Raw genomic sequence first — 22,432 nt, forward strand, 5'->3', positions numbered from 1 at the left:
CCGAATGGAAAAAATGCCTTACCGAATTCTTTTGGCTACTATAAGCGAAATAGAATATTGTTGAATCATTTTACTTATCAGTTTGGAAAACAGGCATCATCTTAATCATACTGAATTGGTTATAATAATAATGCACCCGATGCTGCCAACTTAGTATCGAAAAGAATGCTCATGAACTTCTTAAAAAACCCTGATGGCCTGGTTTTAATTTTTATTATTTACGAGGATCAGTAGCATAAACTGAAACGGAGTTTACAAAAGGATGGCTGTTTTAACCACAAAACTTGCCAATGGAGTTGCTGCCTGTTTAAATCAGGTAGTCCGGATATATATGCCGGAGTTTAGGAATAAACCCCCCAGGTTACTATATGGTACCCGGCCTTTTAGATCAGTATTAATGCTTCGGCTGTTTATAATGACAAAAATTTAGCGGGTTGTTGTTATTAACCGTCAAAACAAAACCTTCGGCACAGAAAATTTTGGAAGTTTGCCAACATGCATTTAATGGCAGAAGCGAATTGGGGAACGAATCATCAACAAATGATATTAAAATGGAGGACTTGGCTTTAATGTTGGCTCCTTATTTTATGTGGCCTTACTGCTCAACGCGTTATAAACTTAATAATTGGGTAGTTACAATCTTTTATTGCAGTCAGGCTTAATAAGATCAAACAAGAGAAAGACCGGTATGTAAGGTAATATCAAATTATATATTCTATAAAAATATACGGATGAAACAGGCTCTCGTTATAAGTGGCGGTGGTTCTAAAGGAGCTTTCGCGGTGGTGTTACTCAAGGAACTTAGTGAATATTTATCAATTGGATTTCAACACACTTATTGGAACCAACACGGGCGCTTTAATAGTACCATTGGTGGCATTGGGAGAACTGGAAAAGTTAGAAGATTTATATACGTCCGTAACTGATGATCAGATATTAGTGAAATATAATTTGGAAAAGGCTTAATTCTAATTCTATTTTTACATGAGGCCCTTTAAGCGAATGGCGGTAGATGCAGGAGCGGAAGAAATTTTCACTATCATTCATTCAGCAAAAAAAATTACGCATACAAACGAGCAATTGACGAATTTGTTTTGCAGTGCTTGAGAAAACGATTTCTATTTTTATTACCGATGTAGGTGATAATGATCTATATCTACCCAATCAATATAATGCAGGACTCTTATACATTAGCAAAGTAAAGAGCGGATGCGGTCATTAGGTGTGAGTGAGAGTGTGATAGGCCAATATTTTGATATTGAAGATGCTGGTGACCTTTATCAGAATAAAAAGCCGATCAAAATACATTTGATACAGCCGGAAAATAATTTGGGAGGAGGACCCGGTGGTCTTGTATTCGATCCTGCTGAAATGAAAAATATGCTGCTCCAGGGACAGTTGGCTTTGCAGTCTTACGTTGCTGGTATAAACACCGGAGATGTAGACTGGCTTGATTTGTAGGCTTTGGGTTCAGAAACTTCATTATAAGTTTTGCATTTGCTACTTAAAAGCTGTTACTTTGGGAGGGTATGTAAAAACTGCTAACTATTTCGATAATGAAGTTTTTTCAATCTGGTTTTTTCAATTACTTTAAAGAACTCGGTAAACGCATTTTTGATAATATCAAAAGTGAGCGTGTAAAGAATAATTTGCTAACAGCCATCCCATTTTGGTTGGGATCTATTATTGTAGGTTGTGCAGCAGTATTTTATGCGCAACTTTTTCTTTTAGGGGAAAACCTTTTAGTCAAAATGATTCATAATCGCATTTGGCTATTGTTTATTATTATGCCAGTTGCCTTTATTGTATCATGGTGGCTGGTTAAGAGATTCTCTCCTTACGCTCGTGGTAGCGGTATTCCCCAGGTAATGGCTGCTATTGAATTTGCCAACCCTAAAGATTACGATAAAGTAAAACGTTTGCTAAGCGTAAAAATCATCTTTTATAAAGTTGTATCCAGTTTTATTTTGGTATTGGGCGGCGGAGCCATTGGCCGTGAAGGACCAACCATTCAAATATCCGGCGCTATTTTTAATAAAATTTACGAGATACTCCCAGGTTGGTGGCCGCGCATATCGCGTAAAAGTATGATTGTAACTGGTGCCGCTGCTGGACTGTCAGCAGCATTCAACACACCACTTGGTGGGGTTGTTTTTGCAGTAGAAGAACTTACCAAAATACATTTTAATCATTTTAAGACGGCTGTTTTTACGGCGGTAATTATTGCAGGTTTAACCGCGCAACAATTAGCCGGGACTTATTTATACCTTGGGTTTCCAAAGACAACAGCCGTGTCATTCAGTGGGTTAATGGCTATAGTGTTACTGGGCTTACTTGCAGGTGCTGCGGCCTCTTATCTAAGCAAAACAATACTGTTGCTTCAGCGCTGGCGCAATAGCTTCAATGCTACATGGAAGCATCTTCTTTTTTTGGTATTAAGCGCGTGGATCATCGCATCGTTAGCTTATTTTGTAAGTGAGCATGTATTGGGTTCTGGTAAAGAGTTAATGGAACAGTATTTATTTACTTCTCAAAAACATGCAAAGTGGTATGATCCTGTTCTTAGGCTCGTTGGCCCTGCATTATCATTTGCAAGCGGCGGTGCCGGTGGTATTTTTGCACCAGCATTAAGCGGAGGTGCCACAATCGGAAGTTTGTTTTCGGGATGGTTTGGTTTTACGGCTACAGAAACCAATGTAATGATTTTAGCAGGCATGGTTGCTTTTTTAACCGGTATTACAAGAGCGCCGTTTACTTCAGCCATTCTGGTATTGGAAATGACGGACAGACATAGCCTGATCCTACATTTAATGCTGGCAGCTATTGTGGCAAATGTTGTGGCAAGGATCATTAACAAACATTCTTTTACGACTATTTGAAAAACGATTATATGGCAGAACTTTCGGGGCATAAAAAGTTGGGAAAATAAGATGCTACGTTCTAAAAGAATATGCGAAAAATTCTTATTCTAATATGCTGCTTCCTGTTTTTTGTATCTATCATAATCCCAGTTGCGTTTTTAGGCTACAAGTATTATAAAGACATGCCTGTCAGCCACAGCGACAAACACGGTTTTGTGAATGATGCAAGTCATTTAAATGAAATGTCTGTCGATTCTATTATTAGCGTAAAGCGCGATTCAACTGACGCAATCCTACAACTTATTGCTTTAATAAAAGAGGCTAAAGATAATGGGCGGAAAATTTCTATTGCAGGCGCACAACATTCTATGGGGGACATACTATTTACAAAGGCGGCTTGTTTTTAAGTATGCTTGATTTCAATTATAAGCAATTGGATACATCGACAAACTTCCTAACTGTGGGAGCAGGCGCATTATGGGCAGATATAATTCCATATTTAGATAAATACAATCGCTCCGTTTATGTAATGCAAACCAATAACTCTTTTACAGTTGGAGGATCGGTTAGTGCAAACTGCCATGGATGGCAACCTAACACACAACCCATCGCTTCAACCGTCGAGTCTTTTAGATTGATAAATGCTAACGGAGAACTACTGACATGCAGCAGATATGAAAATCAACAACTATTTTCTCTTGTGTTAGGTGGATATGGATTGTTCGGTATTATTTTAGACCTGAAACTTAAAACCGTACCGAACGAGTTGTATAAATGCAAACAATATATCATTAATAGCAGTGATTATGTGAATGAATTTTTAAGAGTAACGACTGATAAAAATGTGAGGATGGCTTATGGACGTATTAATATTAATCCTCAAAACTTTATGAATGAAAGTATCATATCAACTTTCGTTATTGATACAAATATTAAAAAGGAAGATATTAGCAAGACTTCATTTACAAAACTTAGGCGTACTGTTTTTAGAAGTTCGGTTAACAGCAATTATGGCAAAAATTTGAGGTGGAGAGCAGAAAAAATAACGGCTCGATTGATTTCGAAAAAAGTTTTTTCTAGAAACCAGCTTTTGAACGAAAGTGTTGAAGTATTTCAAAATACAGATCCTCGTTATACGGATATTTTGCATGAATATTTTATTCCAAAGGATTCTGTAAATCAGTTTATAGAGTTGCTAAAAACAGTAATTCCTAAATATGATGTTGATCTTCTCAATATAACAGTGCGAAATGTGATGAAGGATGAAAGTACTTTTTAAAATATGCGAATACTGATGTGTTTGGTTTTGTTATGCTCTTTAGCCAGCAACGAACTGCCGCGGCCCGAAAAGGAAATGGAAAGACTTACAAAAACACTTATTAATGAAGCGGTTTCGTTAAAAGGTACCTACTACTTACCATACAGGCTTCATGCTAGCAAAGAGCAGTTTAATATAGCTTATCCACAAGCCGCTGCATTTTTTTTTCATTAAAATTAAAGTACGATCCGCAAGAAATATTTCAAAACAGTTTTTATCTAAAGTACAAGTAGTATAGAGTTTGCTAAATCACACCAATTTCCTTCGCTTTATTTTGAAGAAATTCCAGCGCAGCATCTCTGTTGTTTTCTATTGCTCCATCCATTTTAGATTTGGTTTATATCTGATTGATTTTCAATAAAATATAACGAATTTTTTTCGTTCCAAAAGAAACGAAAATGATTGAAAAATATAATTTTTTGACTGTTAATCAGAGGGTCGCTGGTTCAAGTCCAGCAGGGGGAGCAAGAATAATCAAGCAGTTACATATTAAAAGTGTAGCTGCTTTTTCTTTTAACGACTGAAATTTCCTCTTCTAATTACTACTTTTGCTAGTATATAATTAGAAATATTTGTTATAGAATTTGCTGTCTAAAAGTTTACCAAAGCCAAGAAACCATTAATAAGCCCTTTAAATTATTGCTACACCCATTCATCTATTTAATTCTCTAAACCACTTTTATTTTAAACTTTAATTCCCTGCTATGCTATTTTATGCAACTGCGCTAACTAACAGAAAGACAAAATCTACAGCTTCCTATCTAAAGGCATCATCTCTTCAGTCGGTCAAGGTTTTGGCTATTTTATTGGGTTTAATCACCTGCTATTTGCCGACGCTTAAGGCACAGATTATATATGGCACCTATGATTTTACCAGTTTTGCTGCAGGAACATTGCATGCACAAAGTACTGCAACTTCAGCTTCCTGGGATATACCTGTAAGCAGCACCAATAATGCACCTTCAGGATTAACTGCTGTTGTAGAAGGAGATGGGACAGGAGGAAGTATAAGAATTATTAATAGCGCGCTTAGCAGTGATATCTTTTTGACGTTTAACCGAACCGGTACTACGACTGCTATTTCGAAGGCTATATTAAAGAGCAGTGCGGGAGGCGAGTTTAAACTAAGCAGCATTGAATTGGCCCCTAATAATGCAAACTCTCAAACCCTAACTGTTATAGCAATGAGGAATGGAGTCCAGGTTGGCAATGCAATTACCGAAGTTTTCGCTGGAACGCCTATTGCCTCAAGAAACATAGATCTTTCTTCTAACGTAGATTTCGCCACCATAGATGCGATAGAAATAAGTACTACTGAATTAGTCGGGCTGCGTATTGACGATATTGTAATTCAACCTGCAGCAGCATTACCTGTGGTTTTTGGTAATATTTCTGCAACTGCAAATGATGGAATATTAAATATTGAGTGGTCTACTGAGTCTGAAGTAAATAATGATCATTTTGATATTGAGCTATCTCCAGACGGTAAAAATTTTATAAAACTTACATCTGTGGAAAGTAAAGCTCATAACGGAAACAGCGATCAGAAAGTTGAGTATAACTTTAAGATCGAGAAGTCTAAGGCAATATCTTTGATTAGCGGATCTCTGGCACTTGCATTGGTTTGCTTCGGATTTCGTTTCAAAAGAAAAACGAATCTGTTTGTATTAAGCATGTTTGTTTTTGGCGCAATAGCTTGTACAAAGAGAAATGCTTCAATTGACGAACATGCAAAAAAATATTTGTTCGTATAGTGCAAGTGGATAAGGATGGAGGGCAACAATATTCAAAAACGATTTCTGTGATCAATAATTAGTATGCTCCGATATCGTCCTAAAAATTTACGATTTCTTACAAAGGGTTGTTGACAACTCTTATCGGCATAAACTCTTTTAGCAACGAGCGTTAAAAATTAAGGCAGTTACAAATTAATTGTAGCTGCTTTTTCATTAGAGGCATCGTTAATTCTTTTCTGGCTAACGCACTCGGTATTTCTACTTACTATTCGTAACATACTTTCATTCTACAATATTTCAAAAATTTTGACAAATGTCTTGATCCTTACGATTGGGGCTGTAAATCCGTTGAAGAGATTTCTTATGGGCCTCTATTAATTATGTTTGAAATGTTGGAACGTTTCGACAAAAGGTTGAACAAAACCTACAAGAGATGTTCTTTTATTTTACACTTGGCGAAATGATAAGCGTTTTTATGCGATTGTACTAAGTATGGAGAATATAACGATTGATAATATAAGCCGGTAAAATTGTCGTCATAATCTTTCCTTAATGGACAATGTTGATCTATTACTTCAACATAATGACTTTTTACTAGAGCATCAGATAATTGCAAATAACTGATACAAATTAGATCAATATTATTTGTATGGATTTTTTCAATATATATCAATTATAAAATAGATCTACTGGAATCAATGATACCCTGCATGAATTTTTATTAAAATGATTAATGACTATTATGAATAAAGAATACAAAAAATACTGGCAATGCCATGCTTTTATAATTGATGGGAAGTGGCTGGTTGCTCAATTATTTATGCCCTTCTTACTTATCTTTTTTCTTTTTGTGCTAATGCGCAGGAAAAGAATATAAACGGTAAGGTGGTTGATTCAATTGGTACTGAGGTGGAAGGCGTTACAATTAATATTAAAGGGACAAACCGGAGTGTAAACACAGACGCTCAAGGAGCGTTTGCAATTTCAGCTGTTAAAGGAGATATGCTTGAAGTAACTCATGTAGGCTACATTACAAAGGAAGTACTTATTGATGAAGAGACATCTTTGGTGATTACCATCCAACAGGTTACTAGCGATCTTGAAGATGTAGTAGTAATAGGTTATGGAACTTCTAGAAAAAAGATCTCACAGGTGCTATTACTCAGCTTAAGCCTGATAAAATTGCTGATGAAAATCCCCGAACGGTTCAGGATATTTTAAGAGGTACACCAGGTTTAACTATTGGCTTAGACGCTTCTGCAAAAAATGGCGGTAGTATCAATATTCGCGGCCAGCGCTCTGTATACACGGCTGCAAATCATAATTCGCCGCTGCTTATTCTGGACGGGATGATCTTCTATGGTGAATTATCTGAAATTAATCCTGATGATATTGAGCAAATAGATGTACTCAAAGATGCTTCGGCGGCGGCAGTATATGGTGCGCAGTCTGCTAACGGAGTTCTTATCATCACTACTAAGAAAGGAAAAAAAGGAAAACCTAAAATTAACTTCACTTCAAACTTTGGGCTTTCAACAATGGGGGCTAACCGGTTTGGGGCCCCGAGGGATATTTACAGTATAGGGAAGATTGGTATAAATCAGATACTTACGGCATCAATCCATCTACTGGTAATTATGAGGCTTATGTAAGTGGTGAGTCTGGGGGTAAGCCCGGTTATTATGAAAAACCCACCCCTGATATGTTGGCTAAATACGGCATTACTGAAGCAGACTGGAGGGCTTATGAAGATAATCCACAAGGATGGGCTGATGATGAGGTATATGCAAGGCGTATAGGTCTTGATCATAACGTTTTATCTAATTACCTTGCCGGGAATACCTTCGATTGGTATGATCATAGTTTCCGTGATGGTTTCAATCAGGATTATAATCTCAGTGTTTCAGGTGCTAGTGACAGGATCAATTATTACATGTCTGCCGGCTATCTTTCCAACCAAGGCGTTATAGTTGGCGATAATTACAAAGCGATACGTTCTAACCTTAAGGTTGATGGCAAAATAACAGACTGGTTAAACATTGGTGCTAATATAAACTTTCAGGATCGTTCTGATGGAAATATAGCGACGGATTGGGGTAGTGCAATAACTTTTAACAGCCCTTTTGCTTCTTATAGAGATGAGAACGGAAACCTTGAGGTATATCCGCAGGGGCGGGGCTTACCGGTGTTGTAAGGGGTTACAACTATGATTTTAACAGGCAGTTTCAGGATCTTGAAAGTGGCTACACAGTTTTGAACTCTATTCTTACAGCTAAGGTAAAATTACCGTTTAATATCAATTACACTTTTAACGCATCTCCTAGGTATCAGTGGTATTACAGACGGTATTTTGCATCATCATCACATCCAAGTTGGAATCCACTTACTAATAATGCCGGTGTTGATCGTGAGCATAATAAACGTTTTGACTGGTCTATCAATAATACCATTAACTGGGAGAAAACCTTTGCTGAAAAACATCGTGTGAATGTAACCCTGGTTCAGGAGTCAGAAGAACGACAGTTCTGGCAGGATGTTATCAGAGCAAGGAATATAACACCTTCTGATGCTTTGGGCTTTCATGAAACAAGTGGCGGAGATAAGCTATTGAGCGAATTTGATACAGAAGACAGCCGTCAAACTGCAGATGGTATGCTGGGCCGCCTTTTCTATTCTTACGACGAAAGGTATATGTTTACCGGTTCTGTGCGTCGTGATGGTTACTCAGCATTTGGTACCTCCAATCCACGAGCTACATTTCTTTCAGCCGCATTGGGCTGGACCTTTACTAAAGAGAAGTTCTTTAACTGGACCCCAATGAGTAATGGTAAGTTACGTTTGTCGTATGGGCAAAATGGAAATCGTTCACTCGAAAATCCTTACATCGCATTAGCTAACCTTGCCAATGGTGTGGGTACTCAAGGTTATATAAATGCAAGCGGGGACTATATACAATTTCAATATCTGAGAATAGACCGAATGCAGAATAAGAATTTGCAATGGGAAAAAACAGCATCTTTTAATATAGGCCTGGATCTTGGCTTTCTTAATAACCGTATCTCAACAACATTGGATTATTTCCAAATGTCTACTACTGACATGATCATGAATCAATCCTTACCGGATTTTTCAGGATTCACCAGCATTACAACCAACCTTGGCGAAGTGCAAAATAACGGATTTGAAATAACAATAAACTCTCAGAATATTGTTAAGAACAACTTTACCTGGAATACCACTCTTGGGTTTTCAAAATATAAAAACATCATCAAGCACCTTTACTACAGTTATGTTGATGTGTTGGATGCAAGCGGAAATGTTGTAGCCAGTAAAGAAGTTGACGATATCGGAAATGGATGGTTCATTGGCCAGCCTATCAGCTCTATATGGAATTATAGGGTAACCGGCATTTGGCAGGTTAATGAGATTGAAGAAGCCGATAAGTACAAACAACGTCCTGGTGATCCTAAAGTTGCTAATAACTACACGGCAGATGATATTCAAAACTCGGATGGTAGCACAACATTTGTTTATAATGATAAGGACAGAGAATTTCTTGGGCAAACACAGGCGCCGATCATGTGGTCTTTGCGCAATGATTTTACTTACAAAAATTTCAATTTTGCTATCAACATTTATTCCTACATGGGGCATAAAAGTCTTAGTGGAGCTTACCTGAACCAGGATAACGGAACTTCGACAATTAGCCAGGGCCTTGCTAATACTTACGATAAGCCATATTGGACGCCGGAAAACCCAAGCGATTTTTGGGGCAGGTTAGAATCAAAAGGGCCCGCAGGTCTGAATGCGCCTCAAAGGGTATTTGACCGGTCTTTTGCAAGGCTCGATAATATAAGCCTTGGCTATACCTTGCCTAATAAATTAATTTCATCTTATAATATACAGAATCTAAAAGTTTTTGGTTCTATACGTAATGTAGCGGTATGGCGTAAAGATAAGAACTGGAGGTATTGGGATATCGAAACCGGCCAGATGGCGCCGAGAATATTCACATTGGGAATCAATTTAAGTTTTTAAAGAATTAAAATATGAAACGGAATAATTTTTATATATCGGTTTTATTTGTAATTGGTATAATCTCTATTACATTATCAGGCTGTAGCAAAGATTTTTTAAAGCCTGACCCACTTTCATTTTATGAACCTGATTTGACATTCTCAACCCGCTCTGGGTTGGATGCAACAATCGCTCTGGCTGACCGGCATTTGCGTACCTATTGGAGTCATTTAGAAACAAGGGATATTTCCGTACCCATTAGCACTGAGTATATGTTGTCTGATTTGGCTGTTTCTGGCAAAACAGATGATGGAAATATTTTCGCCGATATAACTACGCGCCTTACCCCTACAGATGGTATCAATGATAATGACGTGAATATGATTGGTTTCTTTTGGAATCAAACTTACATGGGTATTAAATATGCGAATACCATTATCAGCTTTATAGACAATGTACCGGATTTAGATGAGCAATCTAAGCAGGAATATTTAGGCAGGGCTTATTTTCATCGCGCATTTCGGTACATGGCACTTTGCTTTCAGTACGGAGACGTGCCGTTAGTTACTAAAATATTGGAAGTGCCTAAACAGAACTATAAATCTACCAGCAAGCAGGCTATTCTTGAAATGATTACTGCTGATATGGAAAAGGCCGTAGAATGGGTGCCCGACCAATCACAAATGGAATATATAGGTATGATAAACAAAGGTGCTTGTCGCCAGTTATTAATAAAATGTTACCTGGCAACAGGCCAGTGGGACAAGGCCATAGCGCAGGCAAATATACTAATCGATCAATCCGGATACTCTTTGATGACAAGTACATTTGGGACGTTCGATAACCCCTCTCCAGTTAACTGGCCTGTTACCCGCAATGTAATATGGGATTTACATAGGCCCGTTAACAAAGCAATAGGTGCTAATAAGGAAGTTATCCTTGTAATGCCTAATCGTGAGGGATCAGATGCAACTATCAGATATAAATCGATGCGAAACTGGGGACCAATGTGGAACCAGGCCGCATTGAAATCACCCAGCGGAAAAGTGCTGTTGTCTGTTGGCAAAACAGATTCAAGGTACAGAGCCGAATATGATATTAATGGTTCTATAGGAAGAGGGATTGGTATGATTAGACCTACCCATTTTGCTCAATTTGGTCTTTGGGCGGTTAACGGTGTAGATGACGCTATGGATCTTCGACATAACAGTTCAGTAGGGAATTGGGCGCGGATGGAAATGCTTAAATATAACGATCCTACTGATCCTTATTATGGACAAAATCTGAGATTATATGATGGTTCTAAACTGCTGTGTACAGATACAATCCGGAGCTGGTATAATTGGCCGCATTATAAAATATATATAGATGATCCTGTATTTCAGGCAACGCCTACTTCTAATAGAAATGATGGTGGCGCAGCCGACTGGTATTGCTATCGTTTGGCGGAAACTTATTTGCTAAGAGCAGAGGCGCAATTCTACAAAGGAAATATTCAATTAGCTACAGACGACGTTAATATGGTGAGAAGTAGAGCCCAGTGTAGCCAACTTTACACAACTGTCAACATTGGCGATATTGTTAATGAGCGTGCCCGCGAACTATACCTTGAAGAATGGCGGCACATGGAGTTGAGCAGAATATCGTATAGCCTTGCTTTGAGCAACAAGCCAGATGAGTGGGGTAATACCTATCAGGTTGAAAATTTATCAAACAACAATTACTGGTATCAGCGTATTCAGCATTATAACGATTATTATAATAAAAACAGGGTAACGGTGCGTAATAGAAGTTATACCATAGCAGCGAATAACATTTACTGGCCAATTCCCCAAAAATCAATAAATTCTAATATTCTTGGCAAACTACGCCAAAACCCTGGCTATAGCGGCCATGATGCAAATATTGAAATGTGGGACAACTGGCAGGACGCAGTAGCTGATGAAGACACCAACTAAGTTGTCGTAATAATCATAAATTAAATCACAAATAAAAAGTCGTATGTGTAAAAAGCTACTCTTATCGTTGCTTACGGTTCTTTCTTTTCAATTGGTGTTTGCGCAACAAAATTCCCTAACAGGTTTCCCAAAAGGATCTACGCCGCATGAAATTGGAAAACGGTTAGCCTACCATTTTATAGACGGGAGACACGAGCTTTATGCAGGGAAATACATTCATTATGCAGAAGTTTGTACCTGGAATGGTGCGCTTGATTATGCATTGAAAGCAAAAGATCAGAAACTAATAAAACTTTTAAAGGATAAATTTGAGCCTTTCTTCAATCGTGAAAAAGTATTGCTGCCTCCAATGAATCATGTAGACTACAATATGTTTGGCAGCCTTGCACTAAAACTTTATCAGATAACAAAAGATGAACGCTACCGCAAAATGGGATTAGCCTATGCCGATACACAATGGGAACTTCCTGAAAATGCAAAACGTGAGGAAAAAGCTTGGGCGGATAAAGGATATTCCTGGCAAACCAGATTGTGGATTGACGATATGTATATGATCACGGTTGTGCAGAGCGAGGCGTATAAAGTAACAGGCGATCATAAATATATTGATCGTGCAGCAAAGGAAATGGTCATGTATCTGGATGAGTTGCAACGTCCAAACGGACTTTTTATCATGCTCCGGATGTTCCTTATTATTGGGGAAGAGGTGACGGTTGGATGGCTGTGGGTATGCCGGATCTGCTGAGTGTGCTGCCCAAAGATCACAAAGATCGCCCACGTATTATGGAAGGTTATTTGACTATGATGAAAAGCCTGAAGGAGCATCAAAGGCCAAGTGGTATGTGGAACCAACTTATTAATGAACCGGATTTTTGGGCTGAAACATCAGGCACTGCTATGTTTACTTACGCATTTATTCGTGGTATTCAACAAGGATGGTTAAGTGCTGCAGAATATGGTACAGCTGCTCGAAAGGCGTGGTTGGCCATGAGTCCGTATATCGATGAACGGAACAATGTAACTGAAGTTTGTATCGGCACAGGTAAAAAAATGATAAACAATATTATCATGATCGTCCGCGCAATGCTGGAGATTTTCATGGACAAGCACCTTACCTGTGGTGTGCAGCAGCCCTTTTGGGGCAATAAAAAATATCTTTATTGTCTAGATAAAGTATAGCGAAGTGGATTACAATTTTGCATCTCTAGGTTTAATACTCTGGTTAAAGTAATTTTATACAGATAAGTATTAAAAATACGCCATGTGGTTACTTCAATAAATATACGGATGAAACGCCCTTTTATTTGTTTCGCTATAATTTTTATTTCGGTTTTAATTCGTGCGCAGCCTGTTGACAATACAATTAATGTTGACGTCTGCGTGTATGGCGGCACTTCGGCTGGTGTTATAGCGGCGTACACTGCTGCGCTACAAAACAAGCGTGTCCTATTAATTGAACCTGGACATCGTTTGGGAGGATTGTCTTCGGGTGGATTAGGATTTACAGATATTGGAAATAAGTATGTAGTTACTGGATTGGCCAGAGATTTTTACCGCCGTATAGGACTACATTATGGAAAATTTGAGCAATGGATTTTCGAGCCTAAAGTTGCGGAACAAGTTTTTCTTGATTATATCAAAAGATCGGGTTGCCAGGTTTTATATGGAAGGCGCATAAATAAGGTTAATAAGTCGGGAACTATTATACGATCGATTGTACTGGAAAATGCTGATGAAACAAAAGGTATTGCCGAGGTGAGCAGTAAACAATATATCGATTGTTCTTATGAAGGTGATTTGATGGCGAAAGCTAAAGTCAGTTACACAACGGGTAGAGAATCAAACTCACAATACAATGAAACAGTAAATGGAGTACAACTAAAAGATAAGCATCAGTTTCCTGATGGCGTAGATCCGTACATTATTCCAGGTAGGCCACAAAGTGGATTGTTATGGGGTATTAGTGATGACCCATTGAAAGAAGCAGGTTCCGGCGATAAAAAAATGCAGGCATATAATTTTAGGATATGTCTGAGTAAAGATCCGCAAAATCAACTGCCCATAGAACGGCCGCATAATTATGATTCCACAAAATACGAATTGCTGCTGCGCTATCTTTCTGTAAAACCGGCAAGGCAACTTGGGGAAATTTTAAAAATGGACCTGATGCCTAATAATAAAACAGATATTAATAATCAGGGACCCTTCTCCACGGATATGATTGGCATGAATTATAAGTATCCTGATGGAGATTATGCAACGAGGGAAAGCATTTTTCAGGATCATGTTGCTTATACGAAAGGATTTTTATATTTTATAGGTCACGATTCGCGCATGCCTTTGCATTTAAGAAATCAAATGTTACAGTGGGGGTACCCCAAAGATGAATATATAACAACTCAACACTGGACTCCACAGCTATATGTTCGCGAAGCAAGGAGAATGTTGGGTGATTATATAATGACGCAGGCTAATTGCCAGGCTAAAGATATAGTTGAGGATGGTATAGGCATGGCTGCATATAACATGGACTCTCATAATGCGCAACGCATTGTTTGGAATGGTATGGTTAAAAATGAAGGTGATGTACAGATTAAAGGAATACAACCTTATCCAATAGCTTATCGCGCTATTACACCCAAACGGAGTGAATGTACTAATCTGCTTGTTCCTGTGTGCCTGTCTGCAAGCCATATGGCTTATGGTTCCATACGGATGGAGCCTGTATTTATGGTGCTGGCTCAATCAGCGGCTACTGCGGCTACAATGGCCATTAACGAAAAATGTGCAGTTCAGGAGGTAAACGTAAAATCCCTTCAGCAGCAATTAAAAGATGATCCGTTAGGCGATGGAAGTACGGCAGAAATACTTGTTGATGACAGCGATGTTAAAACAATTTCCGGGAAATGGAAAAGAGAAAATTCGGGTGGTTATGGACCTTCATTTCTGTCGAACAACACTAAACCAACTGCCAGTATTCGTTTCGAGCCTTATATTGAAAAATCAGGTGATTATAAAGTGTATATTTATTACCCAAGGTTGAAAAATGCAGCTGATGTTGTAGAAGTTAAAGTATACAATGGAAATAAACTGACATTGAAAGCCATTCGTAATGCAGATGTAAAAATAGCTGGTCAGACATCCGGTGAATGGGTGGAACTTGGTGCGTACACCTTGAGTGAGGGAAGGAGGGTATATGTTGAAACTTCTAATCAAAAGGCGAATGGTGTAGTTGCCGCCGATGCTGTTTTATTTGTGCCTTCATTCAAATAAATAAAGAGAATGAATTGTTCACGAAGTTTTAATGACGCCTTCTACAAAAGTGAAAATAGGCATGGTAAATTGAAATTTAGGATTTATGCATAATAATATTTTACGATTGCTGGTTCTGATGTTTGTTCTTCCTGCTGCATTGTTTGCAAGCGCACAGGATCGGCTCCCTGACTGGGCTTTGGGGCCTTTTATAAGACCTGCCAACGCTAATCCTATTCTTTCTCCTAATACGCAAAGCGTTTTCCTTGACCCTATGAGTAAACAAAACCTGGCTTGGGAAGCGGGCGATGTGTTTAACCCGGCAGCCACAATAAAAGATAATAAAATATACATACTGTACCGTGCAGAAGACAAGTCGGGGGAAGGGATTGGTAAGCGAACTTCGAGGTTGGGGATGGCAGAAAGTTTTGATGGCATCAAAATGAAAAGAAACCCGAAACCAGTATTTTATCCTGATGAAGACGGGCAAAAAGAGAATGAATGGCCTGGCGGTTGTGAAGATCCGCGTATTTCGGTTACGAATGATGGTCTGTATGTAATGCTATATACCCAATGGAATAGAAAGGTAGCTCGTCTGGCAGTGGCAACTTCCAAGGATCTGAAAAAATGGACAAAACACGGTCCTGCATTTCTGAAAGCACATAATGGACAGTTTAAAGACATGTTCTGTAAATCGGGTTCTATCGTAAACAAAATTGAGAATGGCAAACAGGTGATCACCAAAGTTAACGGGAAATATATGATGTACTGGGGAGAAAGGTTCATGAACATTGCTACTTCAGACGACCTGATCAACTGGACACCCACTCTAAACGAAAAAGGAAAACTTGATTCGGTTGTTAAGCCGAGGCAGGGCTATTTTGATAGCGACCTTACGGAATGCGGACCTCCTGCAATTGTTACCGATAAAGGAATTTTAGTTTTATACAACGGAAAAAATAAAGCAAACAGCGGTAGGGATACTAATTACACAGCCAATACATATGCAGCAGGACAAGTATTATTTGATTTGAACAATCCCTCAAAAGTTATAGGCCGCCTGGATAAGCCTTTCTTTGTTCCTACCGAACCATTTGAAAAAAGCGGACAGTACCCGGCAGGCACTGTTTTTATTGAAGGCTTGTTTATTTCAAAAATCAATGGTTTCTTTATTACGGATGTGCTGATAGTAAAGTGGGTGTGGCGATTTTCAAACCACAGAAGGATGGGAAATAAAAATTATTGCTTCAAGAATTTGGCTTATAAATAAATCCGTATAGAAACGGCAATGAAAGATTTTATGCCCTGGGCAATGAGTTGAAATATTCATTAGGAGACATCTTAAAGTATTTTTGAAAATTTCGGCTGAAAAGGCTTTGCGAGCTGTAGCCTACCATTTTTGAAATTTCATATAATGAAAATTCGTTCTCTGCGATCAGACTTGCTGCTTTCTTAAGGCGAGTAATGTCAATTAGTTCCTTTGGTGATAATGAAGAAAGTGATTTTATTTTACGATAAAATGTTGTGCGACTCATAAACATGTATTCTGCGAGTGTATCAATATCAATGTTTGGATCTTTAACATTGGCTCTGATATATTCATCCAGTTTTTTTAGAAAAGCCTCGTCCGTCTTGGAATGAGCCATTACACGTACATCATCAAATGGTGAACTGGCAAAATGATCTTTTATTTTACGGCGATTCTTTAGGAGGTTTACAATTTGCACTTGTAATAATTCAGAAGAAAACGGTTTTTGAATATAAGCATCTGCACCTACTTCCAAACCTTCTATATGTGCCTGGTACGTATTTTTAGAAGTTAAAAGTATAATGGGAATATGACAGTACTCCACGTTAGATTTTATCAATCGGCATAGTTCAAATCCGTCAATTCCCGGCATCATAATATCCGATATGATGAGATGCACTATTTCATTATCTAAAATGGTTTGGGCAATTTCTCCGTTTAGTGCGAGATGAAGTTTGTAGGTATCGCCTAAGATCACAGACAAAAATTCCAGAATATCTTCGTTGTCATCAATAATAAGAATACTTTCAGTCATATTATTTTATCTTTTTCCAGCTGCTTAGCTGAAATTCAATTTTTTGATGTATGGGCATACGCATTTCAAAAGTAATCAAATCCTGATTGCCTGAAATTAATTGCAGCGATCCATTGTGTAGCTCTGTAAGCGACTTGGCAATGGACAAGCCGATTCCAGTCCCTGGTTTATTATTCCCCGTACTCTCACAAAGGGTTCAAATATCTGATGCCTGAATTCTTCCGGAATAGCTTTCCCGTCATTGATAAAGGTTATAGCGAAATATGCATCTGAATTTTCGACATTGGCTATTTGAACAGTAACACTGGCTGCAGCATACTTAACAGCGTTCGATATCATGTTGGTGCATATTTTTATAAATGCTTCCCTGTCTACAAAAGCCATAAAATGATTATCAGGTAATTCTGTTTTCAGGTCAATATTGTTGATCGCAGCTTGTTCTTTGAAGACGGTTATAAGATCATTTACAACTTCAATAATATCTGTTTTTACAAAGTTTAAGCTAAACTGATTGGCCTCTGTCTTTCTAAAGTCCAGCAGTTGATTGGTTAAATCTACCAGCCGCCTGGTATTTTTTTCGGCTATTGTTAAGCTTTTGTTGATGCCAGGTTCTTTACCAAATTTTTTGAGCAGCCACTCTATTGGTCCGGCAATAAGAGTAAGCGGTGTTTGTATTTCATGCGTAATATTTGTAAAGAACTCAATCTTTGCCTGGTAAATTTCCTTTTCTTTTTCGTGCTCAAATAACTGCAGTTTGCGAGAATTTCTTCTTTCCACCTGTTGTCGGTACAAGCGGGCTGCAATGTATAAAACTATACCCAGCATCAGTATGTATATTGCATATGCTGCGTTACTTTTCCAGAAAGGAGGTAGAATTTTGATAAACAGCCGGCGTTCCTTGCCTGCCCATCCGCCTATATTGCTTTCCGCCTGAACAATAAATTCGTAAGTGCCGTTGGTAAGATCTGTAAAATAGGCTTTGCGATTAGTATTGAGATATGTCCATGATTGGTCAATACCTTTCATTAAGTATTTGTATCTCGTTGCTTCAGGAGAAGAAAAATTTAACGCGGCAAACTCAATACTGAAATTATTCTGATCATATTCTAATGTAACAGTATCTGTATACAAAATGGATTTGGAAAGTGGGCTGTATTGTTCGCCCGGCAATGTTTCCGTATTATTAATCTGAAAGCCTGTGATATAAGTTGGGGGCTTGGCTCTTTTTGGTTAAACAATGCGGGGTCAAAAGCAATCATCCCTTTAACCGAACCGAAATACATTTTGCCGTCTGTATGTTTATAGCCTGAGTTGTAGTTGAACTGATCAGTGATTAAACCATTTGCTCTTGTATATACTTTTACCCGTTCTGTACGGAGGTCAAAACAAACAAGTCCTTTGAGCGAACTGATCCACAAATGTTTTGAATTATCTTCTAAAATGCTATACAGTACATTACTGGGAAGCCCGTTTGATGTCGTGTACCTTTTAAAGGTCTTTCGGTCGGGACTTAATTTTATAAGTCCGCAACCAATTGTTGCAAACCATAGTGAATGGTTGCTATCTTCAAAAATGTTGTATACAGGAAATTCATTTATGGTTTGCCCCTTTGTGGAATCTCCAAACCTCAGGTTACCTCGCGCTCCGGTTTTTGGATTATAATAATAGGCGCCTTCCTTCACACTACCTGTCCAGATATTTCCTTTTGAATCTTCAAAAATATCGTAAACATAAGTGTTATAAGGTATTTCATTGATGCGCTTAAATGTTTTGCGTTGTATATCATACTCAAATAATCCTGCGCCACTATATGCGCTTCCTACCAAAAGGTGGTTATCTTTTGTACGGTATATAGAAATGATAAAGTCACTTACCGGACCACTTTTATCACCAACAAGTTTAAACCGGTCAGTAATCATACCGGTGCGCGTATCCATTATTTCCATTCCCTGTAAAAAGGGGCCGATATATAGATGGTTTCCCCAAGCTAAAAGGCCGTGTATATTGGGATAAGAAATACTACCTTTTTTTCAGTAGTATTATAGTTTGTAAATATTCCTGTTTTTAAATCCAATTTGCTAAGACCTGCATCTTCGGTGCCGATCCATAACTGCCCGCTGCTATCGGAACAAATTTCCCTAACTGCATTACCTGAAATAGAGTTAACTCCGGGAATTGGGTAATACTTTTCAAATCGCGCATTATCCTTTGAATAATAATTTAATCCTCCAAAAAAAGTACCGGCCCACATACCGCCCTGGTTGTCTCTGCATATAGCATAAACGGCATTGTCTCCCAAGGCGTATTTATCGCCTATACGTTTTCGAAGGTTAATGCTGGTATTGGTTTTTAAATCGTTAATATAAATTCCTGATTCGGTAGCAATCCAATATTTACCGTCGTTAGCTATTGTAATGTCTCGAACATATGTGTCCTTGTATTCATGATCTCCCAATGGTAAAGATCTAACTGCGCCGGATTGGAGAGAGTATATTTTCAATCCTTGTTTAAAACAGCCAATTAGAAATTCATTATTAGAAACAGGATAAATTTTGCTGATAGAGCGGGCATTAGACGGCAAGCTTTTATTAACTATCCTTATCCTGGGGCCACGTTTTTTTTGAGAATTATAAATGCTGATGTTGCCATCATTATCGCCCATCCATAAGTTCATGTTTGAGTCTAGTGCGATGCATGATGCTTGTATTTTTAAATGTTCAATTCTATTTTCAGCCTGTATGTATTTGTACAGCGAAAACTGAATAAGAAACCATAGATTATTATCCTTATCTATAACAATATTGTTGGTATATTCTTTCGGAGCCGATTCTAATTGAGTAAGGGTCTCTTTGTATGGATCGTATTTAAAAAGGCCTTTACCAGTACCTATCCAAATCATCCTGTTTTTATCTTCGACAATACTGTTAATGACATCATTTCCCAGGCTGCCGAATTTATCGTTATTATTCTTGAATGTTTTAAAAGAATATCCATCAAAGCGGTTTACACCGCCGCGGGTACCTATCCAAATAAAGCCTTTACTATCTTGTAGTACAGCGGTTACAGCGTTATGCACTAATCCGTCATCTACCTGGTAATGTTTAAAGTAATATTGGCCGTGGCTATAAGAAACGACAATTTGGAATAACAGGTTTAGTAAGGCAATCTTAGAGAAGAATTTCATATTTACTGAATTCAAATATAAATAATGACATCAAAACATTTTGGTTTTCAAAAATTGAATTATCGGAATTAGTACTGTATGCATTAAATATTGATACAATTAATAAAAATATTGAACAATGCGTTCGGTTAGAGTTTGTTTATTTTGACGCGCATACTTTTGCATGCATGATTACGACTTAGCTTACTTTTAGAAGTATTCTAAGTCGAAAAATATAATAATTATAACGAACTCTATGCGCTTGCTTTTATCATTACTGTTTGTATTGTGTATTTTTAGAACTGAAGCCCAGCAGCTGGTTTTGCCTGGCGATCATCCCGATCCTTCTGTAGTTAAAATTGGTAATGAATACTGGGCAGTAGGTACTACGTCTAATTGGTTTCCCGCCTTTCTTTATATCGCTCTACCAATCTTGTAAACTGGAAACCTGCTGGCCATGTGTTTACGAAAATGCCTGTATGGGCAGATTATTACATGTGGGCACCAGAGATCACTTATGAAAATGGCAAAGTGTACTTATATTATACTGCTCATAAAAAAGGAGGAAGTCTTTGTATAGCAACGGCAGTTGCAGATAAGCCGGATGGCCCGTATACAGATCTTGGCCCACTTATATGCCAGGAAGTGGGCTCCATCGATGCTTTTCCGATGAGAGATGAAACTGGAAAATTATATATGATCTGGAAAGAAGATGGCAATAGTGTTAAGAAGCCTACTCCCATCTGGGCTGCGGAAATGAAGGAGGACAGGACAGCGCTTGTAGGACAACCCAAGGAACTGTTTCGTGCAGACGCATCCTGGGAGAAAGGCCTTGTAGAAGGCGTTTCTATGATAAAACAAGGTGACTATTTTTATTCATTTTACGCTGCAGCTGCATGTTGTGGTAAAACCTGTAATTATGGAACAGGTGTTGCAAGATCGAAAAAACTGCTCGGTCCATGGGAAAAATTTCCGGGAAACCCAGTGCTGTCCGGCGATTTAGATTGGAAATGTCCCGGTCACGGAACACCAGTTGAAAAAGACGACAAGTTCTATTTCCTTTATCATGCTTACAGTAATAATACAGATGCATACGGCGGGAGGCAGGGCTTGTTAAACGAATTTGAATTTACTTCCGATGGATGGTTGCGGTTTTTAAACAATAAAAATTACGGTAAGCCAGTAAAGACAAAAAGAATAATCGATGAGTTTTCAAATCAAAAGTTAGCAGACAATTGGCATTGGAGTATTTTTCAGAATGTTCAATACAATGTCGCCAATAACAATTTGGAACTACAGGCACTTCCTTCTGTTTGTGGAGCCTATATAGGCCAGTCGGTCTTAGCTCGCAACTATACTGCAGAAATTACCGTGGCAAAAAACTCTACATCACAAGCTGGGCTTGCTTTGATAGGAGATGATGAGAATATTCTATACACGGTGGTTGATAAGGATGTTATGCGTTTGATACAAGTTAAAAAAGGCAAAGCAGAAATGATCACCGAAAATAAAGTAAAGAACTTTTCAGATGTACAAATAAGAGCTCGGGTAAAAAACAATACGGAGGTTACTTTTATGTACAGTATAAATGGAAGCAAGTTTAGCGTGTTAAATAATGAAGCTGTTGATATTTCTTATCTGCCGCCATGGGACAGGGCGGTTCGTGTGGGGCCGATTTCTAAAGGCTCGGCTGGAAAACTTGCGGTTTTTAAAAAGTTCATTTTAGACAATCAGTAACCGTGTCGCTTGCCGCAAAACTATTGTATCTACTACTATCTACAATTCACATAACCTGGAACAATTCGACAAAAGAATGAACAAAATCTATCATCTGCGTTTACTTTCTTTGTGCAACGATTGAAGTTATTAAAATTGTTTGCTCTAACACTAAATTTTAACGTGCTATTTTTTTAAAGAAATTTTATTTCACAGGTTATAAGTAGGACTGTTTAAGATCACTGCCCAATATGAGAGTTCTATATAAATGATTGTATCTATAATACTAAACTAATTCCGGGCAAAAAAATTGTAAGGAAACAGGTTACCTGAGTTCATTTCACAGGA

20 protein-coding genes are annotated in these 22,432 nt (G+C 38.1%); 16 read left to right on the top strand and 4 right to left on the bottom strand.

The genetic code is table 11. The features are described from left to right. The first annotated feature begins 731 nt into the window (after positions 1–731). From MKP09_RS00005 to MKP09_RS00070, 15 genes are all read left to right on the top strand, one after another. Positions 732–926 (top strand): hypothetical protein, encoded by a 195-nt coding sequence (locus tag MKP09_RS00005; RefSeq protein WP_240825092.1) that lies wholly within the window; start codon positions 732–734, stop codon positions 924–926. Between the two features lie 283 nt (positions 927–1,209). After that, on the top strand, positions 1,210–1,461 hold the full coding sequence (locus MKP09_RS00010) for a hypothetical protein (protein WP_240825094.1): 252 nt from the start codon (positions 1,210–1,212) through the stop codon (positions 1,459–1,461). A 95-nt stretch (positions 1,462–1,556) separates the two neighbouring features. After that, entirely contained in the window at positions 1,557–2,879 is a 1,323-nt protein-coding gene (locus MKP09_RS00015; protein WP_240825095.1) for a chloride channel protein, read from the top strand. 71 nt (positions 2,880–2,950) lie between these two features. Continuing rightward, on the top strand, positions 2,951–3,268 hold the full coding sequence (locus MKP09_RS00020) for a hypothetical protein (protein ID WP_240825097.1): 318 nt from the start codon (positions 2,951–2,953) through the stop codon (positions 3,266–3,268). A 2-nt stretch (positions 3,269–3,270) separates the two neighbouring features. Then, entirely contained in the window at positions 3,271–4,140 is an 870-nt protein-coding gene (locus tag MKP09_RS00025) for an FAD-binding protein (RefSeq protein WP_240825108.1), read from the top strand. Positions 4,141–4,883: 743 nt separating this feature from the next. After that, the gene (locus MKP09_RS00030; RefSeq protein ID WP_240825110.1) at positions 4,884–5,933 is read left to right on the top strand and encodes a hypothetical protein; all 1,050 of its coding nucleotides are present in this window, start codon (positions 4,884–4,886) and stop codon (positions 5,931–5,933) included. A 780-nt stretch (positions 5,934–6,713) separates the two neighbouring features. Then, positions 6,714–7,136: a carboxypeptidase-like regulatory domain-containing protein gene (locus tag MKP09_RS00035; RefSeq protein ID WP_240825118.1), complete on the top strand. Its 423-nt coding sequence runs from the start codon at positions 6,714–6,716 to the stop codon at positions 7,134–7,136. Beyond that, a complete protein-coding gene (locus MKP09_RS00040; protein WP_240828980.1) occupies positions 7,097–7,567 on the top strand; it encodes a TonB-dependent receptor plug domain-containing protein in 471 nt (156 codons plus the stop codon). Before MKP09_RS00035 ends, MKP09_RS00040 begins: the two co-directional genes overlap by 40 nt. A gap of 50 nt (positions 7,568–7,617) precedes the next feature. Continuing rightward, on the top strand, positions 7,618–8,109 hold the full coding sequence (locus tag MKP09_RS00045) for a hypothetical protein (protein ID WP_240825120.1): 492 nt from the start codon (positions 7,618–7,620) through the stop codon (positions 8,107–8,109). Continuing rightward, a complete protein-coding gene (locus MKP09_RS00050) occupies positions 8,076–9,953 on the top strand; it encodes a TonB-dependent receptor domain-containing protein (protein WP_317235216.1) in 1,878 nt (625 codons plus the stop codon). Before MKP09_RS00045 ends, MKP09_RS00050 begins: the two co-directional genes overlap by 34 nt. 11 nt (positions 9,954–9,964) lie before the next feature. Beyond that, positions 9,965–11,890 (top strand): RagB/SusD family nutrient uptake outer membrane protein, encoded by a 1,926-nt coding sequence (locus MKP09_RS00055; protein WP_240825151.1) that lies wholly within the window; start codon positions 9,965–9,967, stop codon positions 11,888–11,890. A 43-nt stretch (positions 11,891–11,933) separates the two neighbouring features. Continuing rightward, positions 11,934–12,635: a glycoside hydrolase family 88 protein gene (locus MKP09_RS25065; RefSeq protein WP_262915039.1), complete on the top strand. Its 702-nt coding sequence runs from the start codon at positions 11,934–11,936 to the stop codon at positions 12,633–12,635. Continuing rightward, on the top strand, positions 12,620–13,069 hold the full coding sequence (locus MKP09_RS25070) for a glycoside hydrolase family 88 protein (RefSeq protein ID WP_262915040.1): 450 nt from the start codon (positions 12,620–12,622) through the stop codon (positions 13,067–13,069). The genes MKP09_RS25065 and MKP09_RS25070 overlap by 16 nt, the downstream gene beginning before the upstream one ends. A gap of 108 nt (positions 13,070–13,177) precedes the next feature. Next, positions 13,178–15,163 carry an FAD-dependent oxidoreductase gene (locus MKP09_RS00065; RefSeq protein WP_240825161.1) on the top strand — a complete coding sequence of 662 codons (1,986 nt, stop codon included), beginning with the start codon at positions 13,178–13,180 and terminating at the stop codon, positions 15,161–15,163. Between the two features lie 85 nt (positions 15,164–15,248). Further along, on the top strand, positions 15,249–16,412 hold the full coding sequence (locus MKP09_RS00070; protein WP_240825163.1) for a beta-1,2-mannosidase: 1,164 nt from the start codon (positions 15,249–15,251) through the stop codon (positions 16,410–16,412). A 28-nt stretch (positions 16,413–16,440) separates the two neighbouring features. Here MKP09_RS00070 and MKP09_RS00075 read toward each other — a convergent pair whose 3' ends face one another. The 4 genes from MKP09_RS00075 to MKP09_RS00090 all read right to left on the bottom strand — a co-directional run bounded on the left by MKP09_RS00075 (position 16,441) and on the right by MKP09_RS00090 (position 20,389). Further along, a complete protein-coding gene (locus MKP09_RS00075) occupies positions 16,441–17,205 on the bottom strand; it encodes a response regulator transcription factor (RefSeq protein WP_240825165.1) in 765 nt (254 codons plus the stop codon). 96 nt (positions 17,206–17,301) lie between these two features. After that, positions 17,302–18,336, bottom strand: a complete 1,035-nt coding sequence (locus MKP09_RS00080) for an ATP-binding protein (RefSeq protein WP_240825167.1) — start codon at positions 18,334–18,336, stop codon at positions 17,302–17,304. Then, a complete protein-coding gene (locus tag MKP09_RS00085) occupies positions 18,312–19,142 on the bottom strand; it encodes a ligand-binding sensor domain-containing protein (RefSeq protein ID WP_240825169.1) in 831 nt (276 codons plus the stop codon). The genes MKP09_RS00080 and MKP09_RS00085 overlap by 25 nt, the downstream gene beginning before the upstream one ends. A 50-nt stretch (positions 19,143–19,192) precedes the next feature. Next, positions 19,193–20,389 (bottom strand): ligand-binding sensor domain-containing protein, encoded by a 1,197-nt coding sequence (locus MKP09_RS00090; protein WP_240825171.1) that lies wholly within the window; start codon positions 20,387–20,389, stop codon positions 19,193–19,195. A gap of 375 nt (positions 20,390–20,764) precedes the next feature. On the opposite strand from MKP09_RS00090, the gene MKP09_RS00095 reads away from it, so the two are divergent. Next, positions 20,765–22,105, top strand: a complete 1,341-nt coding sequence (locus tag MKP09_RS00095) for a family 43 glycosylhydrolase (protein WP_240825182.1) — start codon at positions 20,765–20,767, stop codon at positions 22,103–22,105. Positions 22,106–22,432: the final 327 nt, after the last annotated feature.

Source organism: Paraniabella ginsengisoli (genome assembly GCF_022513635.1).
Taxonomy (GTDB): domain Bacteria; phylum Bacteroidota; class Bacteroidia; order Chitinophagales; family Chitinophagaceae; genus Niabella; species Niabella ginsengisoli.